The sequence below is a fragment of the Blastococcus sp. SYSU D00820 genome (assembly GCF_054050695.1).
Map to the genome: position 1 here is coordinate 96046 of NZ_JBJGZW010000011.1, position 25662 is coordinate 121707.

Consider the following 25662-nt stretch of genomic DNA (forward strand, 5'->3'; position numbering starts at 1 on the left):
CTCCTCCCTCAGGCCGCGCTCGGCAGGACGAGCGGCTTGATGCAGCCGTCGAGCTTGGCGGAGAACACGTGGTAGGCCTCCGCGATGTGCTCCAGCGGGAACCGGTGGGTCACCATCTCGCGCGGGGTCAGGTAGCCGTTGCGGACGTGCTCGAACATGCGTGGCCACTGGCGCTTCACCGGGGTCTGGTTCATGTTCAGCGTCAGCCCCTTGTTGAGGGCGTCGCCGAACTTCACCGCGTTGGGCACCGGCCCGTACGCGCCCACGACCCCGATCGTCCCGCCCTTGCGGACCGAGTCGATGGCCCAGTTCAGCGCGATCGGCGACCCGCCCTGCAGCTTCAGCTTCGTCCCCGTGACGTGCTGCAGGAGGCTGCCGTCGGCCTCGGCCCCCACGGCCTCGATGACGACGTCGGCGCCGAGGTGGTCGGTCTGCTTCTTCATCTCGACGACGATGTCGTCGTACTCGGTGTAGTTGAAGGTCTCGGCATGGGCCATGGTGCGCGCCTTGGCCAGCCGCTCCTCCAGCTGGTCGACGACCATCACCCGTCCGGCGCCCATCAGCCAGGCCGACTGCGCCGCGATCAGGCCCACCGGGCCGGCACCGAGGACGAGGACCGTGTCACCCTCGGCGATTTCGCCGAGCTGGGCGCCGAAGTAGCCCGTCGCGGCGGCGTCGGTCAGCAGGACGGCGTCCTCGTCGTGCATCCAGTCGGGGATCCGCACCGGGCCGACGTCGGCGAACGGCACCCGGACGTACTGCGCCTGCCCGCCGTCGTAGCCGCCGGTGGTGTGCGAGTAGCCGTAGATGCCGCCGACCGCGGTGGCGTTCGGGTTCACGTTGTGGCAGTTGGAGTACAGGCCGCGGGCGCAGAACCAGCAGGAGCCGCAGAAGATGTTGAACGGCACCATGACCCGGTCGCCGACCGACAGGTTCTGCACCGACGGGCCCACCTGCTCGACGACGCCGATGAACTCGTGGCCGAAGGTGTGGCCGACGCGGGTGTCCGGCATGAGGCCGTGGTAGAGGTGCAGGTCGGAGCCGCAGATGGCGGCGAGGGTGACCCGGACGATGGCGTCGTTGGGGTGCTCGATCACCGGCATGGGCTTGTCGTCGACGCGGAGCTTGTAGGGCCCCCGGTAGGTCATCGCTCGCATCGGTCCTCCTCGGTGCCCGCTCGGCTTCGCCGTCCGCTGCTCGGACGCGGGGCAACGCTCCGCTGACTGTCCAGTGCCGGGAGGGTCTAACCACCGGCGCGGAGTTCCGTCGCCGTTCACGACACCGTCATCTGGGCGGCGCATGCTCCCCGCCATGTCGCTCTGTCTCCCCGTGCTCGACGGGTTCGTGGCGTCGGTCGAGGTGCGCCGGGACGGCCGCCAGCCGGGGGACCTCACGCATGCGGTGTCCCGGCCGGTCGTCGACGGCCTCGCCGCGTCGGTGTGCGGCGTGCTGGTCACGGCGATCGCCGACCGGGACTGGCACGCCCCGGGCAGCGAGCCGCGCTGCGAGGAGTGCGCGCGGCTCGCGGGATGAGCTGATCGCGCGGTTGGAGGAGAGTTCCGCGGACGACGGCCGAAGAACTGGAACGACCCAGTTCCCGTGGACGCCGGACGTCCGCCTCCACGCGAGGAGCCTGCCGTGGCCCTGCTCCGCCGCATCGGCGCCGTCGTGCTCGCCGTCGCCGCCGTCGTCGTCTGGTACGCGATGGCGCCGGAGGAACTGGGCGACAGTTCGGCTGCCATCCGTGAAGCGCTGTCGGACTACGAGCGCAACGAAGCCAACACGTCCGGCGCCCCGCAGCAGCAGGTGGTGAACGGCTGGGTGGCCAAGGATCTCCTGACGATCATCGCCGAGCAGCAGAACGAGTCCGTGACCGACGAACGGCTGCCGGCCCTGGCCGGTCTCGCCGTCCTCGGCCTGGCCCTGCACATCGCGACGACGCCGCGCGCGGATGCCGTACCGGACGACATGGGCTGGTCGGCCGCCGGCCCGGACGGCCCCGGCCCGCAGCAGCTGCCGATCGACTGGAACGCCCGGCCGCGCGGCTGACCCGCAGCACCGCGGCGCCCGGTTCCGCGCCCGCTCTAACCTCGACCGGTGACCGTCGGGAGCGCCGTCCTCGGCTTCGCCGTCCTCGCGCTGCTGCTGACGCTCACACCGGGCATGGACACCGCGCTCGTCCTGCGCGCCGCGGTCACCCGCAGCCGGCGCGAGGCGGTGGCGACCGCACTCGGCGTGGTCGGCGGGGTCCTCGCCTGGGGCGCGGCCGCCGCGGCGGGCGTGTCCGCGCTGGTCACCGCCTCCGCGCTCGCCTACGACGTCCTGCGCCTGGCCGGGGCGGCCTACATGGTGTGGCTCGGCGGGCGCATCCTCTGGCGACTCCTGCGCTCGACCGCGACCGAGGACGGCGCCGGGACGGCCGAGCCGGCCGGCTGGTGGCGGTCGGCCCGCACCGGCCTGCTGACCAACCTGCTCAACCCCAAGGTCGGCGCCTTCTACGTGGCCGCGCTCCCCCAGTTCCTGCCGCCGGACGTCGCCCCCCTGGGCATGGGGCTGCTGCTGGCCGGGGTGCACGCGCTGCTGAGCCTGGCCTGGTTCGCCGCCCTGATCGGCGGGGCGGCGGCCGCCCGCAGGTGGCTGCAGCGCCCGGCGGTGCGCCGCGCCGTCGAGGGCACCACCGGGCTGGCGCTCATCGGGTTCGGCGTCCGGCTGGCGCTGCCCGGCCGCTGACCGGGCCGCCGACCGGGCACTGCGGCCAGGATGGGCCCGTGGACCTGCAGCTGCGCGGCAAGCGCGCGATCGTCACCGGAGCCAGCCGCGGCATCGGCCTCGCCGTCGCCGACGGCCTGGCCGCCGAGGGCGCGGACGTCGCCCTCGTGGCCCGCGACGCCGACGCCCTGGAGCGCGCGGCGCAGCGCGTCCGCCGGCACGGGACGACGGTCCTGGTCTCCCCCGCCGACACCCGGGACGACGCCGCGGTGCGCGCCATGGTCGGGTCCGTGGCGGGCGCCCTCGGCGGGGTCGACGTGCTGGTCAACGCCGCCGCCCGGCCTGCCTCGTCGGCCCCGATCCCGCCGCTGGACGAGCTGACCGACGACGACGTCCGCGTCGAGCTGGAGACCAAGGTGCTCGGCTACCTGCGCTGCGCCCGCGCCGTCGCGCCGCACATGGTCGCCGCCGGCTGGGGCCGGATCGTCAACGTCAGCGGGCTCAACGCCCGACGCACCGGCTCGCTGGTGGGGTCGGTGCGCAACGTGGCCGTCGCCGCGATGACCGCCAACCTGGCCGACGAGCTCGGCCCGCACGGCATCACCGTGACCGTCGTCCACCCCGGCATCACGGTGACCGAACGGCGGGCGGCGCAGCTGGCCGAGCAGGCGGCGCGCGAGGGCGTGCCGGTCGAGGAGGTCGCGCGGGCCCAGGCGCAGGCGGGCGGCGTCAGCATCGGCCGCCTGGTGACCGTCGAGGAGGTCGCCGACGTGGTGACCTTCCTGGCCTCACCCCGCAGCGCCGGCATCACCGGCGACGCGATCGCGGTCGGGGGCGGCACCCGGGGCGCCATCCACTACTGAGCTCACAGCGTGCGCCGCGCCAGCGCGTGCGCGTGCTCGCGGAACCGCGCCACCACCTCGCGCTCGTCGACGCCCACCACCTGGCCGCCGTCGACCACCACCCGGCCGCCGACCACCGTGTGCGTCACGTCGTCGGCGCGGCTGGCGTAGACCAGCGTCGCCTCGACGTCGTAGACCGGCGCGGTGTGCGCCTTGTCCAGGTCGACGACGACGAGGTCGGCCGGCGCACCCGGCACCAGCCGCCCGAGCTCGGGCCGGTGCATGGCCACGGCGGCGTCCCGCGTGGCCATGTGCAGCACCTCGCGGGTGGGCAGGAACGTCGGGTCACCGGTGGCCTGCTTGTGGGTGATCGCGGCGAACTTCATCTCCTGGAACACGTCCAGGGTGTTGTGGCTGGCCGGGCCGTCGGTGGCCAGCCCGACGGTGACCCCGGCCGCCCGCAGGCCGCGCAGGTCCATGGTGCCGGAGACGATCTTGGCGTTGCAGACGGGGCAGTGCGCCACCTTCACGTCGTGCTCGGCCAGCAGGGCCATGTCGCCGGCGGTCAGCTGGGTGCAGTGCGCGGCGGTGACGTCGGGGCCCAGGAAGCCGATGTCGGCCAGCCACTGCACCGTCGTCCGGCCGTACGTCTGCTCCATGTACGCCTGCTCGCGCAGCCCCTCGGCCACGTGGGTGTGCACGGGCAGGCCGCGCTCGTCGGCCAGCCCGCGCACCGCCGTCCACAGCTCCGGGGAGCAGGAGTAGGGCGCGTGCGGCGACAGCCCGAGGCGGATCCGGTCGCCGTCGACCCCGGCCGACACCGCGCCGGCGGTGGCGGCGTCGAAGTCCTTCACCGCGGCCCACGACCACTCGCCCACGGCCTCGTAGACGCCGCCGTCGGCGAACCCGAACCCGAGGGTGGCGCGCAGCGGCAGCTCCTGGAGCGCGCGGACCTGCGGGGTGACGGCGTAGCCGTCGAAGTGCTCGTTGAAGGTCGTGATGCCCGCCTTGGCCATCTCGACCAGGCCGCACATCGACGCCCAGTACAGCGTCTCGGAGTCGAAGCCGCGCTTGAGCTTCCACATGGTCTCGAGCCAGGCGAACAGCTCGGTGTCCTCGAGCAGCCCGCGCAGCAGCATGTTGGAGGCCACGTGGGTGTGGCAGTCGACGAACCCGGGGAGGACGGCGCAGCCGGTCGCGTCGATGGTTCGGGCGACCGGGCTCGGCACCTGGCCGGTCACGACGTCGACGACCAGCCCGTCGGCGACCAGCACGGTGGCGTCGGGCAGCGGGGCGCCGCCGTCCATGGGCAGCACCGTGCCGCCGGTGACGGCGAGGTCGTAGCCGCGCGGCGCGGTCATGCGAGAGCCGGGGCGGTCGACGGGACGGGCACGAGGGCCTCCAGTTCGCAGGCGAGGTCGAGCAGGGCGAGGTCGGTGCCGGGAGCGCCGAGCAGCTGGACGCCGACCGGCAGCCCGCTCTCGTCGCCGGGGCCGGCCGGCAGGACCACCGACGGGCAGTGGGCGACCGAGGTGAGCACCGACCAGTCCATGAGCGACGCGGCGGGCAGCTCCCGGCCGTCGACGACGACGGTGCGCCGGTCGAGGGGCTCGGCGGAGACGGCCGGTGCGACGACGGGGGTGACCGGGCAGAGCAGCGCGTCGACGGCACCGAAGACCTCGATCCGCCAGGCGTCGACCACCGCGGCCTGCTCCTCCAGGTCGGCCAGCAGCGGGCGCGCCGGCGACAGGTCCCCGGCGCCGTGCGCGATCTCGGCGGCGGTCAGCCGGGCGTAGAGCGCGGCCTCGGCCCGCCCGGACCGCGGCGGGGTCACCGGGACGACGTCGCACCCGGCGCCGGCCACCTCCCCGGACCACCGCAGCAGCGCCCGCCGGGTCTCCCCGCCGGTGACCGGCCAGTCGTCGGGGAGCCAGAGGCCCAGCCGCGGCCGGCCGCTGCGCCGTCCGGGAGCGACGGGGGCGCGCCCGGTGCCGGCGCCGGCGAGCAGCGCCTCGAACGGCGTCCACAGGTCGGCCGCGGAGGGGGCGATCAGCCCGACCGTCGAGGCCGGCGGTTCCAGCCGGAGGTGCGGCGGCCACGGCAGGTGTCCGCGCTTGGACACCAGGCCCAGGGTCGGCCGCAGCGCGGCGGTGCCGCACCAGCCGGCCGGCATCCGCACCGAGCCGACCATGTCGCTGCCGAGGTCGAGCCGCGACTGGCCGGCGACCACGGCCGCCGCCCCGCCGGACGAGCCCCCCGCGGTGCGGGTGCGGTCGGCGGGATTGCGCGCCCAGCCGTGCGCGTCGGTGCCGGCCTGGACGTCGGCCAGCCGGGCGGGCACGGTGGTCTTGCCGACGACGACGCAGCCGGCCGCGCGCAGCGCCGCGACCGCGGGGGCGTCGGTCGCCGCGAGGTGCTCCTCGCCGGGTACGCCGTGGCCGCTGACCAGGCCGGCGACGTCGAAGGCGTCCTTGACGGTGATCGGCAGGCCCGCCAGCGGCGGCAGCTCCTCGCCCCGCGCGCGGCGCCGGTCGATCTCCGCGGCCTCCGCCAGGGCGCCGGGCGCCGTCCGGAGGACCGAGGCGAGCGGAACCGGCGACGACCGGTCCTCCTCCGCCGCCCGCAGTGCGCCGCCCACGGCCTCGACGGCCGACAGCTCCCCGGAGCGGATGCGGGCCAGGAGCGCGGCGTTGCCGCCGGGGCTGTCGTGCACTGCGTCGTCCTCCGTCCCCGGCCGCGGTCGGCCGGTGGGAGGAGGCTCGGTAACGCGGGATTCGGAACGGCGTCCGGGCGGTGGCGGACGTGTTAACTCGCCCTGCTGTCACACCCGGGCCGCGGCCGGTGTCTCCATGTCGACACCACCACGACGCAGGAGGAGACATGGCGAGCAGCACGCGGGTTCCGCCGGCCGAGATCACCGGCCTCTACGGCGCCCTGCTCAAGACGATCAGCCGCCGCATCTTCGGCCAGGTGCCCGCGGGCGCCGCGGTCATGTGGCACCACCCGGCGGTGCTCAGGGACTCGATGGGGTTCGGCCGCAAGGTCGACTCCTGGAACCGGCTGGACCCGGCGCTGGCGACCTACGCGGCCATGGCCGCCGCCGGCACGATCGGCTGCAGCTTCTGCCTGGACCTGCACTACTTCCTCACGCGGCACCGCGGGCTCGACCCGGCCAAGGCGCGGGAGGTGCCGCGGTGGCGGGAGTCCGACGTCTTCACGCCGTTGGAGCGACGGGTGATGGAGTACGCCGAGGCGATGAGCGCGACGCCGCCGGCCGTGACCGACGAGCTGTCCGCCGCGCTGCTGGCCGAGCTCGGGCCCGCCGCGCTGGTCGAGCTGACCGCGCGGATCGGGATGATGAACATGACCGCCCGCGGCAACGTGGCGCTGGGCATCCGGTCGCAGGAGTTCGCGGCGTCCTGCGGCCTGCCGCCGCTGGCGGAGCGCGCGACGGCATGACCGACGACGACCCGTTCCTCGCCCACCGCGGCCTGCTGTTCACCGTCGCCTACGAGATGCTCGGCTCGGCCGCCGACGCCGACGACGTGGTGCAGGAGACCTGGCTGCGGTGGGCGGAGGTGGACCGGGCCGCGGTGCGCGACCCGCGGGCCTACCTCGTGCGGATCGTGACCCGGCAGGCGCTCAACCGGCTGCGCACCCTGGCCCGCCGCCGCGAGGACTACGTGGGTGAGTGGCTGCCCGAGCCGCTGCTGACCAGCCCGGACGTCGCCGACGACGTGGAGCTGGCCGAGAGCGTCTCGATCGCGATGCTGACGGTGCTGGAGACGCTGGCGCCGGTCGAGCGGGCGGTGCTCGTGCTCCGCGAGGTGTTCGACGTGCCCTACGACGAGATCGCCGCCGCGGTCGGGCGGTCGAGCGCCGCCGTCCGGCAGATCGCGCACCGGGCGCGCGAGCACGTGGCGGCGCGCCGGCCGCGGACGGTGGTCAGCCGCGCGGAGCAGCAGCGGGTCGTGGACCGGTTCCTCGCCGCGGTCACCGCCGGCGACGTCCACGGGCTGCTCGACGTGCTGGCACCGGACGTCGTCGTGGTGGCCGACAGCGGCGGTCTGGCGCCCGCGGCGCGGCGCCCGATCGCGGGGCGGGAGCGGGTGGCCGCGGCGCTGTCCCGGTTCGCGACCCTCGCGCCCGGCGTCCGGATCACCACTCCCCTGCTCAACGGCACGGTCGCCGCGCGCATCGACCCGGGCGGCGAGCTCGACACCGCGATCACCTTCGTCGTGGAGGACGGCCGGATCACCCGGCTGTTCGCGGTGCGCAACCCGCACAAGCTCGGCCGGCTGGACGAGGTGGCCGAGCTGCGGCGGTGAGCGGCCGTGCGAGAGTCCCGAGGTGCGACGGAGCATCCCCCGGCCGGCCGACCTGGACGTGGTGCGCGAGTCCTACGACCTGGTCGCCGACCGCTACGTGGCGATGGGTGCCGGCCGGCTCGACGCCCACCCGTGGCTGCGCGCCGCGCTGGCGGCGTTCGCCGAGTCGGTGCGCGGCCTGGGACCGGTGCTGGACGTCGGCTGCGGTCCGGGGGACGTGACGGCGCACCTGGCCGGCCTGGGCCTCGACGTCGCGGGGGTCGACCTGTCGCCACGGATGGTGGCGCACGCGCGGCGGCTGCACCCGGACCTGCGGTTCGACGTCGCGTCGGCGACCGAGCTGGCGCTGGAGGACGGGTCGCTCGGCGGCGTGCTGGGCTGGTGGTCGCTGTTCAACCTCCCGCGCGACGTCCTGCCCGACGTCCTCCGATCCTTCGCCGACGCGCTGGTGCCCGGCGGCCAGGTGCTGGTCGGCACCCACGTCGGGGAGGACGACGTCGTCCGCACCGAGGCCTACGACGGCGTGCCGGTGGCGTGGACGACGCACCTGTGGCTGCCCGAGCAGCTCACGGCGATGCTCGCCGACGCGGGCCTCGAGCCGGTGTCCGTGCTCCGGCTGCCGGCCGACGTGCTCGGCCTGCCCCAGGTGCTGCTGGCCGCGCGTCGACCGGCCGCCTGAGCTTCCCGCGCTGCGAGGGTCTCCCCCGGTCGGCAGGCTGGGCACGTGGCCTCATCCCAGCAGGTGGACGTGGACCGGCACGACGTGCTGATCGTCGGCGGCGGCAACGCCGGCATCTCCCTGGCGGCGAAGCTGCTGCGCGACGGCGTCTCCGACGTCGCCGTCGTGGCCCCGCAGCCGGTGCACCGGTACAAGCCGCTGCTCAACTACGTGGGCGGCGGCCAGGCGACGATGGCCGAGCTGGAGCGCCCGATGGCCGACGTCGTCCCCGACGGGTGCACCTGGATCCGGGACGGCGTCGACGCGGTCGACGCCGCCGCCGCGACCGTCCGCACCCGCCGGGGGCGCACGATCGCCTACCGCAACCTCGTGCTCTGCCCGGGCCTGGAGGAGGACTGGGCGGCCACCCCCGGTCTGCAGGAGGCGTACGCCGACGGGTGGGCCGCCTCGACGTACGTGCCGGGCAGCACGCCGCGGGTGTGGCCGCTGCTGACGTCGGTGTCGCGAGGGTCCGTGGTGTTCTCGGTGCCGCCGGAGCCGGCGTCCTGCGGCCCCACGGCGCTCAAGCCGCTGTTCATGGCGTGCGACGCCTGGCGGCGGGCCGGGGTGCTCGGCGACCTGGACGTCACGCTCGTGCTGCCCGGGGCGACCGCGACGGCGGTGCCGCGCGCCGACACGTTGCTGGAGCAGGCCTTCGCCGACTACGGCGTCGAGGTGCTGCGGGAGAGCCGGGTCGAGCGGGTGGACGCCGACCTGCACGACGTCGTGGTCACCTCGCCGACGGGGACGCGCGTGCTGGAGGACGTCGCGGCCGCCCACCTGGTGCCGCGCTACCGGGCGCCGCGGTGGATCGCCGACAGCGGCCTGGCCGCCGATCCGGACCCCGGCCTGGTCGACGTCGACCCGTTCACCCTGCGGCACCGGCGGCACGAGTCGATCTGGGGCCTCGGCGATGCCGCGGACCTGCGCACGCGTCCGTCCGGCGGCGCGCTGCGCAAGCAGGTCGCGGTGCTGAGCGCCAACCTGGCGGCGGCGCGCAGCGGTGGGCGGATGCAGCGGTACGACGGGTACACCGTCATGCCGATCACCGTCAGCCGCCGCCGGCTGCTGCTCGCCGAGGTCGACCGGGACAGCCGGCTGACCCCGTCGGTGCCGTTCGTCGATCCGGTCAAGCCGCGGCGGACGACGTGGTGGTTCGACCGGTACGGGCTGCCGCAGGTCTACTGGCGGCGCATCCTGCGCGGACGGGTGTGAGGCCGCCGACCTGGTTCAGAAGCCGCCGGACTCCGAGAGCTCGACGAGAGCCACGATGAACCCCAGCGCCAGGAGCACGAGCCAGGCGACCGTGACGCCGTACAGCAGCGCCGTGTGCCGGCTCATCCGCTGCAGCAGGTCGCTCTGACGCCTGAGCTCCTCGGTCTGCGCCCGGAGCCAGTACATCGGGTCCGCGGGCGGCTCCGGAGGCTGCTCGCTGAGCACGGGAGCCGGCCTCTGGTGCGCCGATGGCCGCGCCCGGCGGACGGCGTCCGCGTCCCGGGCTCGGGAGCCAGCTCGTGCACCGCCCATCACCGAGCTCGGACGGCCGTCGCACCACCAGTCGTGCCCACCGTCGAGCCGCCCGCCGCACTCGCAGTCGGTGCCCTCGAGGTCGTCCACGCTCACCTGACCCGCTCCACCGACGTCACGCAGCGATGGTCCGGAGGCAGGCGTTCCCGCGTCTTCCCCACAACGGGTCAGGGCCGCCCGCAGGCGAGCGCCCGGGTCAGCGCGTCCAGCGGTGGAGCGACTTCCGGCCCGCCGCCTTCCACGCGACGGCGAACTGGTCGCGGAAGTGCTCGGCACGGGCCTCCTCGAGCGCGTGCAGGCGGCCGTAGAGGAACGCCACCTCGACCGAGGGGGCGTCCAGCCCGAGCGTGCGCAGCCGCTCGCGGGTGAGGACCGAGTCCTGGTGCTCGCCCAGCGCCTCCTGCACCGCCTCCATGGCCTCCGCGAAGGCCGTGGCGTCGTCGCCGAACACCCGGGAGACCGATTCCGCGGCGTAGCGGGCGGCCTTGGCGGCCTTGCGTGCGTCGTGCAGCAGTTCCTCGCGCTCCGCTCCCTCCGGCTGGGCGTGGGCCTGCTCCACGAGCCGCTGGACGACGGTGTAGCTGCGCCCGACGAGCCGCGGGAGGACCTTCCCGGCCCGTTCGCCGGCGCGGGGCGTCAGCGGCGGCGTCGTCACCAGGGCGTCGAGCTGGTGCAGCAGCCGGTGATAGCGATCCCCGTCGAGCTCGGCCAGCACGCGGTCGTGCGCCTCCCGGTAGACCTGGTCGAGGCCCTCGACGGCCTGGCCAGTGGTGGCGGCGTCGGTCGTCTGCCCGCCGACCACGGCGGCCACCCGGTCGCGCATCACCTCGGCGTCCCGGGCCGAGCCGAGCTCGGCGGCCAGCCACTTCAGCTCACCCCGGAGCGGACGCACCACCTCGCCGTCGAAGAGCGGCTTGAACGTGGTGAGGGCGCTGCGCAGGCGACGGGTGGCCACCCGCATCTTGTGGATGCTGTCGGGGGCGTCCAGGCGGACCGGCAGGTCCTGCGCGCGGATCTGTGCGACCTGCTCGCCGATGTGGGCGAGCACGACCGCGCCGGCCTCGGCCTTGGCGGTGAGCCGGACGGCGCGCTGCTTCTTCGGTCGCGTGCCGGCGCCGTCCAGCACCTGAGCGAGCTTCGACGAGCTCGGCGCGGCGGCCAGGCCGCGCTCGCGGAGCCGCGCGTCGACGGCGTCCATCAGCTCGGCCGCGCCGCCGACGAGCTCGACCTCGATCTCCCGCCACGACGTCGCCGCGCCGGCGACGTCCGCCTTCCCCCCGGTCACGAGGCGGCGCGCCGTCACGCGGTCGTCGGCCACCTCCGCCAGCACCTGGCCGGTGGCGTCGACCAGCCGGTGCACCGTGCGGTCGGTGGAGATCTCCGCGACCGGGCGCAGCAGCGCTCCCCGGGTGTGGGCGCGCACCATGCGGCGCAGCGACTCCGGCACGGTCCGCCAGGAGCGCCCGAGCGGCAGGCGCACCTCCGAGCGGGCACTTCCACCGGCGGGGACCTTCAGGTGCCAGCCGGCGTCGTCCCCACCGGTGCGTCGCCGCAGCGTCAGCCCGGCGGCCATGAGGCGGAGGTCGGCGGTGTCGAAGTAGGTGGCCGCCAGCTCCTGCCGGACCGGCTCGCCCTCGCTGACCGGGGCGCCGTCCCAGGCTGCGGAACCGTCCTCGGCCCGCACGACCAGTTCCGTCAGCCGCGGCAGCTCGAAGGCCTCGTCCGCGGCGTACTTCTTCTCGATCTCCAGGTGCACGGCCGGCATGCCGCAGATCTACCGCACGAAGGTGAACGACCCCGCCGTCTCGCGCGGACCGACGGGCGGTGGACGGCGCCGGACGCGTCCACCGCCCGCGACGTCAGGTCATGCCGCCTGCGCGAGACCTCGTGCGCCTCCGGCCACGGTCAGCGCCAGCCGGCGACCGACCCGGAGCCCCTGGTCGGCGAGGGCGAACGACGCCTCGATGAACTGCTCGGGCCGGACCAGCACCGGGGGCACGACACTGCGGACGATCGTCAGCAGGCTCTGGACGACGCCCTCCACGGCCTCCTCGCCGCTCCGGGCCGCCTCCTGCAGCTGCCGACGGGCGCGCTCCTGCTCCTGCTCCTGCAGCTCGACGCGGAGTTGCGTGCGGGCCTGCTCGAGCAGCCGGTCGACCCGGTGGCGCTCCTCGCCGCCGTTCGCGCCGTCCGCCAGCAGCTCCCCGGCCACCAGACGCCGGGCGCGCTGAGCCACGTCGTCCTGCGTGCGGACCAGCTCGCGGACCTCCCGGTCGGGAGACGCCGGCAGGGCGAGGGGCTCCTCCTGGCGGACGGCGGCCGACTCCTCGGGCGCTTCCTTCGCCGCGCGGTTCTTCTCGCTCGGCTCGGTGCGTGTCGATGCAGTCACGGGGACCTCCAGTGCTGTCGCTCCATCGGGGAGACCCCAGCGTCTGCGCAGCACGTGAACGACGAGCGCGCACTGGAGGGACAGCCGGCGAGGTGGCTCCCAACTCGCGGCCCCGCGGGCGTGTCCCGCGGTGTGGCGGCCGCGCTCCCGTCAGACGTTGAAGCGGAACTCCACGACGTCGCCGTCCTGCATGACGTAGTCCTTGCCCTCCATCCGCACCCAGCCGCGCGCCTTGGCCTCGGCCATCGACCCGGCCTCCATCAGGTGGTCGAAGGAGACGATCTCGGCCTTGATGAACCCGCGCTGGAAGTCGGTGTGGATGACGCCGGCCGCCTGGGGAGCGGTCGCGCCGACCGGGATGGTCCAGGCGCGGGCCTCCTTGGGACCGGCGGTCAGGTAGGTCTGCAGCCCGAGGGTGCGGAAGCCGACCTTGGCCAGCTGGTCGAGGCCCGGCTCGCTCTGGCCGATCGACTCGAGCAGCTCGGCGGCCTCGTCGGCGGGCAGCTCGATGAGCTCCGACTCGGTCTGCGCGTCGAGGAAGATCGCCTCGGCCGGCGCGACCAGCGCGCGCAGCTCGTCGAGCTTCGCGGAGTCGGACAGCTCGTCGGCGTCGACGTTGAAGACGTAGAGGAACGGCTTGGTCGTCAGCAGCGTCAGCTCGCGCAGCGGCTCGGGGTCGACCCCGGCGGCGAACAGGGTCCTACCGCTGTTGAGCACCTCCTGCGCCGCGACGGCGGCGTCGTGCAGGACCTTGCGCTCCTTGTCCTTGCGCGACTCCTTCTCCAGTCGCGGGATCGCCTTCTCCAGCGTCTGCATGTCGGCCAGCACGAGCTCGGTGTTGATCGTCTCGATGTCGTCGGCCGGGTCGACCCGGCCCTCGACGTGCACGACGTCGGGGTCGGTGAACACCCGGATGACCTGGCAGATCGCGTCGCTCTCGCGGATGTTGGCGAGGAACTTGTTGCCCAGCCCCTGCCCCTCGCTGGCGCCGCGCACGATGCCGGCGATGTCGACGAACGACACCGTCGCCGGGATGATCTTCTGCGACGAGAAGACCTCGGCGAGCCTGTCCAGCCGCGGGTCGGGCACGCCCACCACGCCGACGTTGGGCTCGATGGTCGCGAACGGGTAGTTCGCGGCCAGCACGTCGTTCTTGGTCAGGGCGTTGAAGAGGGTCGACTTGCCGACGTTGGGCAGGCCGACGATCCCGATGGTCAAGCTCACGGGAGTCCAGCGTACGGGCAGCGCTCAGCCGGTCCGGGCCAGCGCGGGCGGGAAGCTGATCTCACTCCCGTCGGGCCGGAGGGTGCGCCATCGGCCGTCGGGTTGCCGTTCGATGCGGAACCCGTGGTGCACCTTCGTGTGGTGCCGCTCGCAGAGCAGCGCGGAGTTGTCCAGGCTGGTGGCGCCCCCGTCGATCCAGTGCACCAGGTGGTGGACGTCGCACCAGTGCGTCGGAGCGGTACACCCGGCGAACACGCACGCTCCGTCGCGGGCCTCCACCGCCCGCCGCAGGTGCGGCGGCACGACCCGGGCGGTCCGCCCGACATCCAGCGGCTGGCCCTCGGGGCCCATCACGAGGCGGGTGATCTCGCCGTCGCAGGCGAGCCAGCGGGCGCGGGCGGCGGAGATGGTGGCACCGAAGCCCATCCGCCCGGCGCCGCGGCCGGTGTCGGGCGAGGCCAGGTCGGACAGCGGGATCGTCGCGACCACCTGGGGCTTGCGGGTGCGCAGCACCGGCAAGCTGCCACCGGCGAGGGCGTCGTCGACGATCTGCACCAGCGCATCGCCCTGCCGCTGGGCGCGGGTGCGCTCGTCACCGGCGGGCCGGTCGGCCTGGGTGTGGGCCTCGACCGCGGCCTGCAGCTTCTCCCCGCCGACGGCGTCCAGGGTGCCGCGGATGCTGACCGTGCCGTCACCGTTCCTGGTCAGGTGCAGCTCGCGCTGCTCGGTCGGGTCGGGCTCCGGCCCGTCGGGATCGAGGACGTCGAGGTAGTGCTCGACCGCGGCCACCAGGCTCTCGTGCGGCTGGTCGACCGCCACCTGCGTGAGCACCGCGTCGATCACTGCCAGGTCCACCCCCTGGTCGGCGGCCGCGGCCAGCCGCGCCGGGGTGACCGCCTTGGCCGCCACGGCGACCTGCTGCGCGGTCACCAGACCCGCCTCGTGCGCCTCGGCCAGCGCCGGCAGGTGCTCCATCGCCCGCCCGGTGCGCACCAGCTGCCCGGCCTCGGCCGCCGACAGCCGGCAGTGGCCCTTCAGCCAGGAGGTCATCGACGTGAGCCCGTCGCGCTCGGGCGCCTGGGTCAGCTGCGCGGTGCGCACCATCCGCGCCAGGCGGGCGTCGATCCGGTTGCGCTCGGCGACCAGCGCGGCGACGTCGTCGAGGACGTCACCCCCAAGGCCGGCCGTCGAACACATGTACGAAGTCTACCGTGCCCGACGCGGCCGGGCAAGGTGAAACCCCAGGTCAGAGGCACGTCAGACGTCGTCGGCGACCATGCGCACCCGGGTCAGCTCCTCCCCGTCGACGTCCACCGACTCGACCTCCACCTGCCGGTACCCGGCGCGCTCGAACACCGGCGCGGCCCGCCACGACGCGTGGGTGACCAGCGACCGGAGGCCGGCCGAGCGCGCCATCCGTGCCACCTCCGCCAGGAGGGCCCGGGCGACACCGCGCCCCCCTGCCCCGGGGTCGACGAACAGCTGGTCCACCTCGCCGGGCACCAGCCCGTCCACCGCCGCCAGCGCGACCGAGGCGAAGCCCGCGACCTCGCCGTCGACCTCCGCCACGACCACCGACGTCGCCTCGACGTAGCGCTCGTGCGCCTCGACGGTCCGCCGCGCCGACCAGGCCGCCCGCTGGGCGGGCGTGTACTGCTCGGCCGCCGACTCCTCGATCGCCGCGCGGCTGATCGCCGCCAGCCGGGCGGCGTCGGCAGGGACGGCGGGGCGGACGACGACGCTCACACCGGCACGCCGATCAGCCGCCGCGTCTGCCGCACCCGCGCCACCAGCCGGCCGGCGACGTCCCGCAGCTCGGCGTCGTCCACGGCCAGGTCGGCGTCGCGCCAGGTGGTCCGCTGGTCGATCCGCACCCACTCCCCCGCAGCCGGCGGCTCGCCGGCCAGGTGCGCGGTCAGCTCGACCGTCGGCACCGGCACCGGCGCCCGCCAGATGGCGAACAGCGACGGCGGCAGCGCGTCGAGCAGTGCCCCGAGCCGCACCAGCGGATCGGGCTCGTCGTGGATCCGCACCCACGCGTGCAGCCGCGGCTCGGGCCCGCCTGCCAGTGGGCGCGCGGTGCCCAGCGCCCGGATCTCGGTGTGCTCGGCGATCGGCACCAGCTCCGCCGGCAGCGCGAAGGGCTCGCCGTCCTCCACCGCCGGCAGCTCGCCGGCCGGCGCCTCCACCACCGGGGAGGCCGGCCGCCCCAGCGTGAGCACCTGCGCCACCGCGGCGAGCGCGCCCTGCTGGCGCAGCTCCACCCGCACGCTGCCGGTCGTGCCGGCGCGGTCGGGCAGCGCCGCCAGCACGGTGTCGACGTCGGGCGCGACCGACCGGAGCAGGTGCGCGGTCACCACCCGGGGCGGCCGGCCGGTCGCGGCGGCGGCCTCGGCCATCAGCCGGCCGACCACCACCCCGCCCTGGATGCCGGCGAACGACCGCCAGCTCGGCCCCATGCGCAGCGGCGGCGCAGTCAGTTGGATTGTCATACCGACGAACCGTACAGCCGAGCTCGCGGCACCGGAAGGGGATCAGCGCGCGCCGGGCCCCGGCAGCAGGCCCCGCTCGACGGCGACCATCACCGCGCGCGTGCGGTCGTCGACGCCGAGCTTGGCGAACAGCCGCAGCAGGTGGGTCTTCACCGTCGCCTCGCCGATGAACAGCTCCCGGCCGATCTCGGCGTTGGTCAGCCCCTTCGCCACCCCCGCCAGCACCTCGAGCTCCCGGGCGGTCGGCGCGTCCACCGCGGGCGCCCGCAGCTGCGACACCAGCCGCGCGGCCACCGGCGGCGCCAGCACCGTCTCGCCGCGGGCCGCCGCGCGGACGGCGTCGGCCAGCTGCGGCAGCGGCGCGTCCTTGAGCAGGTACCCCGTCGCCCCGGCGGCGACGGCCCGCACGATGTCGGCGTCGGTGTCGTAGGTGGTCAGCACCAGCACCCGGACGCCGGGATGCGTGCCCGCCAGCCGCTCGATCGCGGTCACGCCGTCCATCCGCGGCATCCGCAGGTCCATGAGGACGACGTCCGGCGCGAGCTCGGCCACGCGCGCCAGCGCCTCCAGCCCGTCGGCGGCCTCCCCGACGACGCTGAGGTCCTCCTGCGCGTCGAGCCAGCCGACCAGCCCACCGCGCACCACGGGGTGGTCGTCCACGACCAGGATGCGGATCACTGGCCCGGCACCCGCACCGTCACCCGCGTGCCGGCACCCGGCGCCGACTCGACGTCCACCCGTCCGCCCACCTGCTCCACCCGCCCGCGCAGGCCGTCCAGCCCGGAGCCGCGCGCGGCCCCCGGGTCGAACCCCGCGCCGTCGTCCTCCACCGCCACCGCGACCTCCCCGTCCGACCGCGACAGCCGCACGACCACCGCGCTGGCCCCCGCGTGCCGGCGCACGTTGCTCAGCGCCTCCTGCGCGCCGCGCAGCAGCACGACCTCCTCGTCGCGGCGCAGCGCCGGCCCGCCGGCCAGCGCGGCGGTGTCGACCCGCACGGCCACGCCGGTCTCCCGCCCGAACCGCTCGGCCAGCCGCTCCAGCGCCTCGACCAGCGTCGCGCTGTCCAGCGCCACCGGCGAGAACGCCGCCACCATCGCCCGCGCCTCCGCGAGGTTCTCCCGAGCGACCTCCTCGATCAGCCCGAGCCGCTCCGCGGCCGCGCCGGGGTCGCGCGGCAGCTGGGCGGCCGCCGTCTGCGCGAGGACGACGATGCTCGTGTAGCCCTGCGCCAGGGTGTCGTGCACCTCGCGCGCCAGCCGCTGCCGCTCGGCGGCGATGCCCTGCTCGCGGTGCGCCGCGGCCAGTTCCGCGCGGGTGTCCTCCAGCTCCCGGATCAGCTGCGCCCGCTGCCGGCTCTGCTCGAGCACCCGGCTGATCCAGGTGCCCATCGCCAGGCTGAGCACGATGCCGACCGAGGTCTGCGCCGGCCCCTCCAGCGGCTCGGCGCCCTCGACCCAGTGCACCAGCGGCCCGGCCAGGGCGGCGGCGCCGGCGGCGAGGGTCCAGGCGATGCCGGCGCCGACGCTGCGCACGAGGAACCAGATCTGCGGGGAGAGCACGAACATCAGGAACAGCAGCCGCGGCAGCTCCCACCCGAGCACGCCCACCGCGGCGACGAGCACGACCAGGTACGGCAGCGCGCGGCGCGGCTCCCGCCGCACCAGCGCGGGACCGCCGAAGACCAGGTAGGCCAGCGCCAGCGCGCCGAGCGCCGTCAGCAGCAGCGGCCGCGCGCCCTCCGCGTCGTCCCCCAGGAGCACCGAGGCCGCCGCTCCGGCCACGGCGCCGGCGAAGGCCACGTGCAGCACCAGGACGGTGACCCGCCAGGCGGACTCGGGCAGCGGCGCGCCGTCGCCCCCGGCGCTGCCGGGGACGACGGGCGACCGCAGCCAGGTGGAGGTGGTCACCGGTCCGCCCGGCGCCACCGGAACGTCCGGGCGCACACCACGGCACCGATGATCACCCATGCGGCCAGCACCAGGGCCGTCCGGCCGTGCTCCCATCCCCCCGCGACCTCGAACGCGGCGGCCTGCTCGGGGAGGAACGCCGAGCGCATGCCCTGCGCCATCCACTTGAGCGGGAACAGCGCCGAGGCCTGCTGCATCCAGCTCGGCAGCTCCGGGAAGGCGAAGAAGACGCCGGAGAAGAACTGCAGCACCACCGACAGGCCCATCACCGTCGTCCCGAGGGAGCTGGCGCTGCCGCCGAAGCCGGAGACCGCGACGGCGAGCACCGTGCCGGCCAGCGCCCCGAGCGCGGCGACCCAGGCGAAGGTCAGCCAGTGCGCGGCGTCGACCGGCAGCGGCACGTCGAAGCCGTACCGGGCCACCGGCAGCAGCAGCGCCATCTGGACGGCGACGGTCACCAGCACCTGCCCGGCCTTGCCGGCGAAGTAGGCCACCGGCGGGGTGCCGACCAGCTGCAGGTGGGCGAGCTGCCCGTTCTCCCGCTCGCCGGCGATCCCCGAGGCCACCGCCTGGAAGCTCACCAGCAGGATGCCGGTCGCCGCGATGCCGGCCAGGAAGTAGCGCGGGAAGGAGATGCCGCCGGGGGCGGTGTCCTCCCCGAGCAGCGAGCCGAAGATCAGCATCATCACCAGCGGATAGGCGAAGGCGAACACCATCTGCTGCCGGTCGCGGGTGAACAGCCGCAGCTCCAGGCCGACGCGGGCCAGCGCGATGCGGGCCGCCGACGGCGGCGCGGGTCGGACGTCGAGCGTGGTCATCGGATCTCCTCGGAGTCGGTCGCGGGAGCGGTGGTGGCGCCCACGAGGCGGAGGTAGACGTCCTCCAGGCCGGGGCGGGTGACGGTGAGGCCGGGCAGGTCCGCGCCGGGCGCGGCGAGCAGGTCGCGCAGCGCGGCGACCGGGTCGGTCGTGCGGACGGCGCGCTCGCGGCCGCCCTCGGTCCAGGCGACGGTGGCCTGCCGGCGCAGCGCGGCGCCGAGCTCGGCCGGCGGTGCGACGTCGACCAGCCGGCCGCCGCTCACCACGCCGACCCGGTCGGCCAGCGCGGCCGCCTCGTCGAGGTAGTGGGTGGTGAGCAGCACGGTCGCGCCGGAGGCGCAGAGCCCGCGGACCAGCTCCCAGAACTGCCGCCGGGCCACCGGGTCCATCCCGGTGGTCGGCTCGTCGAGGAAGACCAGCTCCGGATCGCCCTGGACGCCGAGCGCCACGGCCAGCCGGCGGCGCTGGCCCCCGGACAGCCGGCCCACCCGGGTGCCGGCCGCCTCCTCCAGCCCCACCGCGGCCAGCAGCTCGCCGGTCGGCCGCGGCCGGCCGTGGTGGCGGGCGAAGTGCTCGAGGGTCTCCCGGACGGTGAGCGCCTGGCCGGCCCCGTCGGCCTGGGCGACCACGCCGATCCGCGCGCGCCAGCGGCGGCCGGCGGTCGCCGGGTCCTCCCCCAGTACCCGCACGTCGCCGCCGTCGCGCCGGCGCACCCCCTCGAGCACCTCGATCGTCGTCGTCTTGCCCGCCCCGTTGGGGCCGAGCAGGGCGAAGCACTCCCCGCGGCGGACCTCGAGGTCCAGCCCGTCGAGGACCGCCCGGCCGCCGTAGCGCTTGACCAGGCCGCGCACCGTGATCGCCGCGTCCGCGGAGGCCGGGGCCTCCGGGTTCGGCGCGAGCTCTGTCGTCGTCATGGGACGAGCCTGTCGACGGCGCGGCGTCCGCGGGACCGCCGGACCGTGGGTCCGCCGTCCACCGGTCGGTGGACGGCGCGGCCCGGCCGGACACGCCCACGACCACGCACTTCGGTGGGCAGAGCCCTTCCTCCGGCGCGGCGTCCGTGGTCGACTGCGCACCTCGCCAGCGACCCTGGAGGCGACGATGCCGTGGGGACAGGTACTGACAGCGGCCCGAGCCGCCGTTCCCAGCGCGCCGGCCCGTAGCGCGCCATGACCGCCACCGCCCCACGCCGGACCGGGGCGGTGACCCCTGGGCCCGGGAGCGGTGGCCCCCCGCCGCGCCGCGCGGCCATCGCCGCGCGCACGCTGCGCACCGACCGCTGGTGGCTGGAGCCCCTGCTCACGGTCGTGGCGCTGGTGCTCTTCATCGCCTACTCGACGTTCCGCGCGTTCCAGAACGCGCACTACTTCGCCGAGCCCTACATCTCGCCCTTCTACTCGCCGTGCATCACCACGGCCTGCGAGGGCGACACCTTCCCGGAGCTGTTCACCGGGCCGTCGTGGATCTCCCCGGCGATCTACATCCTCGTGGTGCCGCTGGGCTTCCGGCTGACCTGCTACTACTACCGCAAGGCCTACTACCGGTCGTTCTGGCAGTCACCCCCGGCGTGCGCGGTGGCCGAACCGCACCGGCGCTACACCGGCGAGACGCGGCTGCCGCTGCTCGGCCAGAACCTGCACCGGTACTTCTTCTACGCCGGCCTGGTCTTCAACGTGATCCTGACCTACGACGCCGTCCTCGGGTTCCGCGACGAGACCGGCGCCTGGGGCCACATGGGCCTGGGCACGCTCGTGCTCCTCGTCAACGCCGCCCTGCTCTGGCTCTACTCGCTGTCCTGCCACTCGTGCCGGCACATCGTCGGCGGCCGGCTCAACAGCTTCTCCCGGCACCCGCTGCGGTACCGGTTCTGGACCGTCGTCTCCCGCCTCAACGCCCACCACATGCGCTTCGCATGGGTGTCGCTGTTCAGCGTCGCGCTCGCCGATCTCTACGTCTTCCTGCTGGCCACGGACACGATCGCGGATCTCCGCTTCTTCTGACGAGGAGTTCTCCTGATGGAGCTCGAGCGGCACGAGTACGACGTGGTGGTCGTCGGGGCGGGGGGTGCCGGCCTGCGGGCCGCCATCGAGGCCCACGAGTCCGGCGCCCGCACGGCGGTGGTGTGCAAGTCCCTCCTCGGGAAGGCACACACGGTCATGGCCGAGGGCGGGATCGCCGCGGCGATGGCCAACCTCTACCCGGAGGACAACTGGCGGGTGCACTTCCGGGACACCATGCGCGGCGGGAAGATGCTCAACCACTGGCGCATGGCGCAGCTGCACGCCCAGGAGGCGCCGGACCGGGTCCGCGAGCTGGAGGACTGGGGCGCGCTGTTCGACCGGACGCCCGACGGCCTGATCAGCCAGCGTGACTTCGGCGGGCACCGGTTCGCCCGCCTGGCGCACGTCGGCGACCGGACCGGCCTGGAGCTGATCCGCACCCTGCAGCAGCGCACGGTCGACCTCGGCATCGACGTCTACATGGAGTGCACGGTCACCCGGCTGCTGACCGGCGGTGCCGACGGCGGCATCACCGGCGCGTTCGGCTACTGGCGGGAGTCCGGGCGCTTCGTCGCCTGGCGGGCGCCGTCGGTGGTGCTGGCCACCGGCGGCATCGGCAAGTCCTACAAGGTGACGTCGAACTCCTGGGAGTACACCGGCGACGGGCACTCCCTGGCACTCCAGGCCGGCGCGACGCTGGTCAACATGGAGTTCGTCCAGTTCCACCCGACCGGCATGGTCTGGCCGCCCTCGGTGCGCGGCATCCTCGTGACCGAGAGCGTGCGCGGTGACGGCGGCGTCCTCCGGAACTCCGCGGGCAACCGCTTCATGTTCGACTACATCCCCGACTTCTTCCGCAAGGAGACGGCGGAGACCGAGGCCGAGGCCGACCGCTGGTACGAGGACAAGAAGAACAACCGCCGGCCGCCGGAGCTGCTGCCGCGCGACGAGGTCGCCCGCGCCATCAACAGCGAGGTCAAGGCCGGCCGCGGCACCCCCCACGGCGGCGTCTTCCTGGACATCGCGTCGCGGCGGTCGGCGGAGTACATCCGCAAGCGGCTGCCGTCGATGTACCACCAGTTCAAGGAGCTGGCCGAGGTCGACATCACCGCCGAGGCCATGGAGGTGGGGCCGACCTGCCACTACGTGATGGGCGGGGTGGAGGTCGACCCCGACACCGAGGCCTCGCGGGTGCCCGGGCTGTTCGCCGCCGGGGAGGTGGCCGGCGGGATGCACGGCTCCAACCGGCTCGGCGGCAACTCGCTGTCCGACCTGCTGGTCTTCGGCCGCCGGGCCGGTGCGGCGGCCGCCGAGCACGCCGCCCTCCGGAGCGGCCGCGAACCACTGGCCGACGACGCCCTCGCCGACGCCGCCCGCGCGGCGCTGGCCCCCTTCGAGCGGGAGGGCGGGGAGAACCCCTACGCCGTCCAGCACGACCTGCAGCAGACGATGCACGACCTGGTCGGCATCATCCGGACGGCGCCGGAGATGGAGCAGGCGCTGGCCCGCATCGAGGTGCTCAAGGAGCGGGTCGCCCGCCTCTCCGTCGAGGGGCACCGGCAGTACAACCCCGGCTGGCACCTGGCCCTGGACCTCCCGCACATGCTGCTGGTCAGCGAGGCGATCGCCCGCGCCGCGCTGGAGCGGCAGGAGAGCCGCGGCGGGCACACCCGCGACGACTTCCCGGCCACCGACGCCGAGTGGGCGCGCACCAACCTCGTCTGCTCCCGCACCGCCGACGGCGGCGTCGCGCTCACCCGGCAGCCGCTGCCGCAGATGCCGGCGGAGCTGGCCGAGATCTTCGAGGAGGTGCCGGCATGAGCTACGACGCGACGTTCCGGGTGTGGCGGGGGGACGCCGCGGGCGGCGACCTGCAGACCTTCACCGTCCCGGTCAACGAGGGCGAGGTGGTGCTCGACGTCATCCACCGGCTGCAGTCGACCCAGGCCGGCGACCTCGCCGTCCGGTGGAACTGCAAGGCCGGCAAGTGCGGCTCGTGCAGCGCGGAGATCAACGGCCGCCCGCGGCTGATGTGCATGACGCGGATGAGCACCTTCGGCGAGACCGAGACGGTGACGGTCACCCCGCTGCGCACCTTCCCCGTCATCCGCGACCTGGTCACCGACGTCTCCTACAACTACGAGAAGGCCGCGCGGATCCCGGCGTTCCGCCCGCGACCCCGCGACCCCGACGGCAACCACCGGATGCAGCAGGTCGACGTCGAGCGCTCGCAGGAGTTCCGCAAGTGCATCGAGTGCTGGCTCTGCCAGGACACCTGCCACGTCATCCGCGACCACGAGGAGAACAAGGCCGTCTTCGCCGGGCCGCGGTTCCTCATCCGGCTGGCCGAGCTCGACATGCACCCGCTCGACGTCACCGACCGGCGGGCGCGGGCCCAGGACGAGTTCGGTCTGGGCTACTGCAACATCACCAAGTGCTGCAGCGAGGTGTGCCCCGAGGGCATCCACCTCACCGACAACGGGATCATCCCGCTCAAGGAGCGGGTGGTGGACCGCCGGTACGACCCGCTCACCTGGCTCGGCAGCCGGATCGGGCGGCGCCGCCGGGAGTGAGCGCCGGGTCCTCGCCCCGGGGTGCGAGGATCGGTCCCCGTGCGACTTCTCGGGCGGGGTGAGCTCCCCCGCGAGGTCGGCGTGCTGGCCGTCATCGCCTTCGTGGTGGCCCTCGGGTTCGGCATCGTGGCCCCGGCCATCCCCCTGTTCGCCCGTGCCTTCGGCGTGGGGACGACGGCCGTCGGCCTGGCCGTCAGCGCCTTCGCCTTCTTCCGGTTCGTCTCGGCGTTCAGCGGCGGCACGCTGGTCGAGCGGTTCGGCGAGCGGACGGTGCTCAGCGCGGGGCTGGTGATCGTCGCCGTCACCACCGGGCTGGCCGGCCTGGCCGGGTCGTTCCCGCTCTTCCTCGCCCTGCGGGGCGCCGGCGGGGTGGGCAGCGCCCTGTTCACCGTCGCCGCGCTGTCGATGCTGCTCCGGGTCGCCCCGCCGTCGCACCGCGGGCGGGCGGCGGCCACCTGGCAGGGCGGCTTCATCCTCGGCGGCATCGCCGGGCCGGCGGCCGGCGGGCTGCTGGCCGAGCTGTCACCCCGCCTGCCGTTCTTCCTCTACGCCGGGTTCTGCGTGACGGCCGGCGCGGTGGCCGTCGCCCTGCTGCGCACCACTCCGGACGCCGCCGGTGCCGGCGCGGCGCAGGCGGCCACCCCCGGCCTCGGGGCCGGCCCGCTCCCGCTGCGCACGGCGCTGCGCTCGCGGGTCTACCTGGCGGCCCTGGTGGCCAACCTCGGCGTCGGGTGGGTGCTGTTCGGCGTCCGCAACTCGTTGGTGCCGCTGTACGTGACCGAGGAGCTGGGCCGCACGGTGGCCTGGGCCGGCGCCGGCCTGCTGGCCGGCTCCCTGGCCCAGGCGCTGGGCCTGCTGGGATCGGGCCGGCTCGTCGACGGCTGGGGACGGCGCCCCGCCCTGGTCCTCGGTGCGGCGATCGGCACCGTCTCCACCGCGGTGCTCGTGCTCCCGCCCGCGCTCGGCGCGTTCCTGGCCTCCATGGCGCTGTTCGGGCTGGCCGCCTCCCTGCTGGCCAGCGCGCCGGCCGCGCTGGTCGGCGACCTGAGCCCGGCGCGCGGCGGCCGGGTGGTCGCGGTGTTCCAGATGGCCGCCGACCTGGGCGCCATCGTCGGACCGCTGGTGGCCGGCTGGCTCACCGACGTGGCGTCGTTCCAGGTCGCGTTCGCCGTCACCACCGCCGTCCTCGGCGCCGGGCTGCTCGCGGCGCTGGCCATCCCCCGGGACGCGGGCCGGACGGCGTCCTAGTCCCCCTGCTCGGCCGCGCGCCGCTCCGCCCCGGTCTCCTCCGCGTAGCCGACGTCCTGGCCCGACACCCGGCCGACGAACTCGCCCGAGCCCCCGGTGCCGGTCGTGGCGCCGGCGTCGGGCTCGTCGCTGCTCCCGCCCCCGGTCGCGCGGGACAGCGCCACGGCGTCGTCCCGGTCGACGTCGTCCTCGCCGGGCCGGGTCACGGCATGCCGTCGTCGAAGTAGGTGCCGGCCGGCGGCAGCGGGCGGCGGAGCACCGGCCGCACCTTGCGGGCGGCGGCGAGGCGGGAGGTGTAGCTCTCGGCATTGGCGCGGATGTGCGCGAGGTCGTCGTCGGTGGCCTGGCGGACCACCGTCGCGGGCACCCCGGCCACCACCGACCCCGGCGGCACGGTCGTGTTCGGCGTGACCACCGCACCGGCGGCCACGATCGACCCGGCGCCGAGGTGCGCCCCGTTCATCACGACGCTGCCCATGCCGACGAGGACGTCGTCGTCGACGCGCGCCCCGTGCAGCACCACCCGGTGCCCGACGGTGACGCCCCGGCCGATCACGAGCGGCGAGCCCGGGTCGGAGTGCAGCGAGCAACCATCCTGGATGTTGGAGTCGGGGCCGATGGTGATCGTCTCCTGGTCGGCGCGGGCGACGGCCCCGTACCAGATGCTCGACCGGGCCTCCATCGTCACCGCCCCGACCACCACCGCCGTCGGGGCCACGAACGCCTCGTCGTCGATCTTCGGTGCGCCGAACTGGAGCTCGGCGATGTAGTTGTCGGGCATCTGCGCCTCCTGGTCGTCCCGCGCAGCGGGTGGCGCGCTGCGCTCCGGCACCCGCGTCGAGTCTGGCGGATCCGCGGGCACCGAGACAGGCCCCGGCGCCCGC

Annotated in this window: 28 protein-coding genes; 12 read left to right on the forward strand and 16 right to left on the reverse strand. The window is 75.0% G+C overall.

Annotated elements, in window-relative coordinates:
* Nucleotides 1-8 precede the first annotated feature (8 nt).
* The gene (locus tag ACI79R_RS13480; protein WP_456574139.1) at nucleotides 9-1157 is read right to left on the reverse strand and encodes a zinc-dependent alcohol dehydrogenase; all 1149 of its coding nucleotides are present in this window, start codon (nucleotides 1155-1157) and stop codon (nucleotides 9-11) included.
* A 154-nt stretch (nucleotides 1158-1311) separates the two neighbouring features.
* On the opposite strand from ACI79R_RS13480, the gene ACI79R_RS13485 reads away from it, so the two are divergent.
* The 4 genes from ACI79R_RS13485 (at nucleotide 1312) to ACI79R_RS13500 (ending at nucleotide 3572) form a co-directional block, all read left to right on the forward strand.
* Complete coding sequence (locus ACI79R_RS13485; protein ID WP_456574140.1) at nucleotides 1312-1533, forward strand: hypothetical protein; 222 nt, start codon at nucleotides 1312-1314, stop codon at nucleotides 1531-1533.
* Between the two features lie 105 nt (nucleotides 1534-1638).
* On the forward strand, nucleotides 1639-2049 hold the full coding sequence (locus ACI79R_RS13490) for a hypothetical protein (protein WP_456574141.1): 411 nt from the start codon (nucleotides 1639-1641) through the stop codon (nucleotides 2047-2049).
* A 48-nt stretch (nucleotides 2050-2097) separates the two neighbouring features.
* Entirely contained in the window at nucleotides 2098-2730 is a 633-nt protein-coding gene (locus tag ACI79R_RS13495; RefSeq protein WP_456574142.1) for a LysE family translocator, read from the forward strand.
* A 38-nt stretch (nucleotides 2731-2768) separates the two neighbouring features.
* Entirely contained in the window at nucleotides 2769-3572 is an 804-nt protein-coding gene (locus tag ACI79R_RS13500; protein ID WP_456574143.1) for an SDR family NAD(P)-dependent oxidoreductase, read from the forward strand.
* A gap of 2 nt (nucleotides 3573-3574) precedes the next feature.
* Here ACI79R_RS13500 and ACI79R_RS13505 read toward each other — a convergent pair whose 3' ends face one another.
* Together ACI79R_RS13505 and ACI79R_RS13510 are read right to left on the reverse strand one after the other, a co-directional pair.
* Nucleotides 3575-4912, reverse strand: coding sequence for an amidohydrolase family protein (locus ACI79R_RS13505; protein ID WP_456574144.1), 1338 nt, complete (start codon nucleotides 4910-4912; stop codon nucleotides 3575-3577).
* On the reverse strand, nucleotides 4909-6264 hold the full coding sequence (locus ACI79R_RS13510) for an amidase family protein (protein WP_456574145.1): 1356 nt from the start codon (nucleotides 6262-6264) through the stop codon (nucleotides 4909-4911). Before ACI79R_RS13510 ends, ACI79R_RS13505 begins: the two co-directional genes overlap by 4 nt.
* Nucleotides 6265-6431: 167 nt before the next feature.
* Here ACI79R_RS13510 and ACI79R_RS13515 point away from each other — a divergent pair, with 167 nt between their 5' ends.
* From ACI79R_RS13515 to ACI79R_RS13530, 4 genes are read left to right on the forward strand one after another with little or no spacing between them, the layout of a single operon-like run.
* Nucleotides 6432-7010: a carboxymuconolactone decarboxylase family protein gene (locus tag ACI79R_RS13515; RefSeq protein ID WP_456574146.1), complete on the forward strand. Its 579-nt coding sequence runs from the start codon at nucleotides 6432-6434 to the stop codon at nucleotides 7008-7010.
* A complete protein-coding gene (locus ACI79R_RS13520; RefSeq protein WP_456574147.1) occupies nucleotides 7007-7879 on the forward strand; it encodes an RNA polymerase sigma-70 factor in 873 nt (290 codons plus the stop codon). Before ACI79R_RS13515 ends, ACI79R_RS13520 begins: the two co-directional genes overlap by 4 nt.
* Nucleotides 7880-7901: 22 nt before the next feature.
* Nucleotides 7902-8558: a class I SAM-dependent methyltransferase gene (locus ACI79R_RS13525; RefSeq protein ID WP_456574148.1), complete on the forward strand. Its 657-nt coding sequence runs from the start codon at nucleotides 7902-7904 to the stop codon at nucleotides 8556-8558.
* Nucleotides 8559-8603: 45 nt separating this feature from the next.
* Nucleotides 8604-9812, forward strand: a complete 1209-nt coding sequence (locus tag ACI79R_RS13530; protein ID WP_456574149.1) for an FAD-dependent oxidoreductase — start codon at nucleotides 8604-8606, stop codon at nucleotides 9810-9812.
* Between the two features lie 15 nt (nucleotides 9813-9827).
* On the opposite strand, the gene ACI79R_RS13535 is transcribed toward ACI79R_RS13530, so the two are convergent.
* The 11 genes from ACI79R_RS13535 to ACI79R_RS13585 all read right to left on the reverse strand — a co-directional run bounded on the left by ACI79R_RS13535 (nucleotide 9828) and on the right by ACI79R_RS13585 (nucleotide 19871).
* Nucleotides 9828-10037, reverse strand: a complete 210-nt coding sequence (locus ACI79R_RS13535) for a hypothetical protein (RefSeq protein WP_456574150.1) — start codon at nucleotides 10035-10037, stop codon at nucleotides 9828-9830.
* Between the two features lie 283 nt (nucleotides 10038-10320).
* Nucleotides 10321-11889, reverse strand: coding sequence for a CYTH and CHAD domain-containing protein (locus ACI79R_RS13540; protein WP_456574151.1), 1569 nt, complete (start codon nucleotides 11887-11889; stop codon nucleotides 10321-10323).
* Nucleotides 11890-11988: 99 nt separating this feature from the next.
* The gene (locus ACI79R_RS13545) at nucleotides 11989-12513 is read right to left on the reverse strand and encodes a hypothetical protein (protein WP_456574152.1); all 525 of its coding nucleotides are present in this window, start codon (nucleotides 12511-12513) and stop codon (nucleotides 11989-11991) included.
* 150 nt (nucleotides 12514-12663) lie between these two features.
* Entirely contained in the window at nucleotides 12664-13737 is a 1074-nt protein-coding gene (ychF, locus tag ACI79R_RS13550) for a redox-regulated ATPase YchF (protein WP_456574153.1), read from the reverse strand.
* A gap of 24 nt (nucleotides 13738-13761) precedes the next feature.
* Nucleotides 13762-14934, reverse strand: coding sequence for a DUF222 domain-containing protein (locus ACI79R_RS13555; RefSeq protein WP_456574154.1), 1173 nt, complete (start codon nucleotides 14932-14934; stop codon nucleotides 13762-13764).
* A gap of 60 nt (nucleotides 14935-14994) precedes the next feature.
* On the reverse strand, nucleotides 14995-15483 hold the full coding sequence (locus ACI79R_RS13560) for an N-acetyltransferase family protein (protein WP_456574155.1): 489 nt from the start codon (nucleotides 15481-15483) through the stop codon (nucleotides 14995-14997).
* Nucleotides 15480-16229, reverse strand: coding sequence for a thioesterase family protein (locus tag ACI79R_RS13565; RefSeq protein WP_456574156.1), 750 nt, complete (start codon nucleotides 16227-16229; stop codon nucleotides 15480-15482). Before ACI79R_RS13565 ends, ACI79R_RS13560 begins: the two co-directional genes overlap by 4 nt.
* A 42-nt stretch (nucleotides 16230-16271) precedes the next feature.
* Nucleotides 16272-16907, reverse strand: coding sequence for a response regulator (locus ACI79R_RS13570; protein WP_456574157.1), 636 nt, complete (start codon nucleotides 16905-16907; stop codon nucleotides 16272-16274).
* Nucleotides 16904-18139, reverse strand: coding sequence for a sensor histidine kinase (locus ACI79R_RS13575; RefSeq protein ID WP_456574158.1), 1236 nt, complete (start codon nucleotides 18137-18139; stop codon nucleotides 16904-16906). Before ACI79R_RS13575 ends, ACI79R_RS13570 begins: the two co-directional genes overlap by 4 nt.
* Nucleotides 18136-18957, reverse strand: coding sequence for an ABC transporter permease (locus tag ACI79R_RS13580; RefSeq protein WP_456574159.1), 822 nt, complete (start codon nucleotides 18955-18957; stop codon nucleotides 18136-18138). Before ACI79R_RS13580 ends, ACI79R_RS13575 begins: the two co-directional genes overlap by 4 nt.
* Nucleotides 18954-19871, reverse strand: coding sequence for an ABC transporter ATP-binding protein (locus tag ACI79R_RS13585; protein WP_456574160.1), 918 nt, complete (start codon nucleotides 19869-19871; stop codon nucleotides 18954-18956). Before ACI79R_RS13585 ends, ACI79R_RS13580 begins: the two co-directional genes overlap by 4 nt.
* 288 nt (nucleotides 19872-20159) lie before the next feature.
* Here ACI79R_RS13585 and ACI79R_RS13590 point away from each other — a divergent pair, with 288 nt between their 5' ends.
* The 4 genes from ACI79R_RS13590 to ACI79R_RS13605 are packed head-to-tail and all read left to right on the forward strand — an operon-like array spanning nucleotide 20160 to nucleotide 24778.
* On the forward strand, nucleotides 20160-20957 hold the full coding sequence (locus ACI79R_RS13590; protein ID WP_456574161.1) for a hypothetical protein: 798 nt from the start codon (nucleotides 20160-20162) through the stop codon (nucleotides 20955-20957).
* A 15-nt stretch (nucleotides 20958-20972) separates the two neighbouring features.
* Nucleotides 20973-22778, forward strand: coding sequence for a fumarate reductase/succinate dehydrogenase flavoprotein subunit (locus ACI79R_RS13595; RefSeq protein WP_456574162.1), 1806 nt, complete (start codon nucleotides 20973-20975; stop codon nucleotides 22776-22778).
* On the forward strand, nucleotides 22775-23530 hold the full coding sequence (locus ACI79R_RS13600; protein WP_456574163.1) for a succinate dehydrogenase/fumarate reductase iron-sulfur subunit: 756 nt from the start codon (nucleotides 22775-22777) through the stop codon (nucleotides 23528-23530). Before ACI79R_RS13595 ends, ACI79R_RS13600 begins: the two co-directional genes overlap by 4 nt.
* A gap of 39 nt (nucleotides 23531-23569) precedes the next feature.
* Complete coding sequence (locus tag ACI79R_RS13605; RefSeq protein WP_456574164.1) at nucleotides 23570-24778, forward strand: MFS transporter; 1209 nt, start codon at nucleotides 23570-23572, stop codon at nucleotides 24776-24778.
* On the opposite strand, the gene ACI79R_RS13610 is transcribed toward ACI79R_RS13605, so the two are convergent.
* Together ACI79R_RS13610 and ACI79R_RS13615 are read right to left on the reverse strand one after the other, a co-directional pair.
* On the reverse strand, nucleotides 24775-24984 hold the full coding sequence (locus ACI79R_RS13610; RefSeq protein ID WP_456574165.1) for a hypothetical protein: 210 nt from the start codon (nucleotides 24982-24984) through the stop codon (nucleotides 24775-24777). The two genes, ACI79R_RS13605 and ACI79R_RS13610, sit on opposite strands and share 4 nt — an antisense overlap.
* Complete coding sequence (locus tag ACI79R_RS13615) at nucleotides 24981-25610, reverse strand: gamma carbonic anhydrase family protein (RefSeq protein ID WP_456574166.1); 630 nt, start codon at nucleotides 25608-25610, stop codon at nucleotides 24981-24983. Before ACI79R_RS13615 ends, ACI79R_RS13610 begins: the two co-directional genes overlap by 4 nt.
* Nucleotides 25611-25662 lie beyond the last annotated feature (52 nt).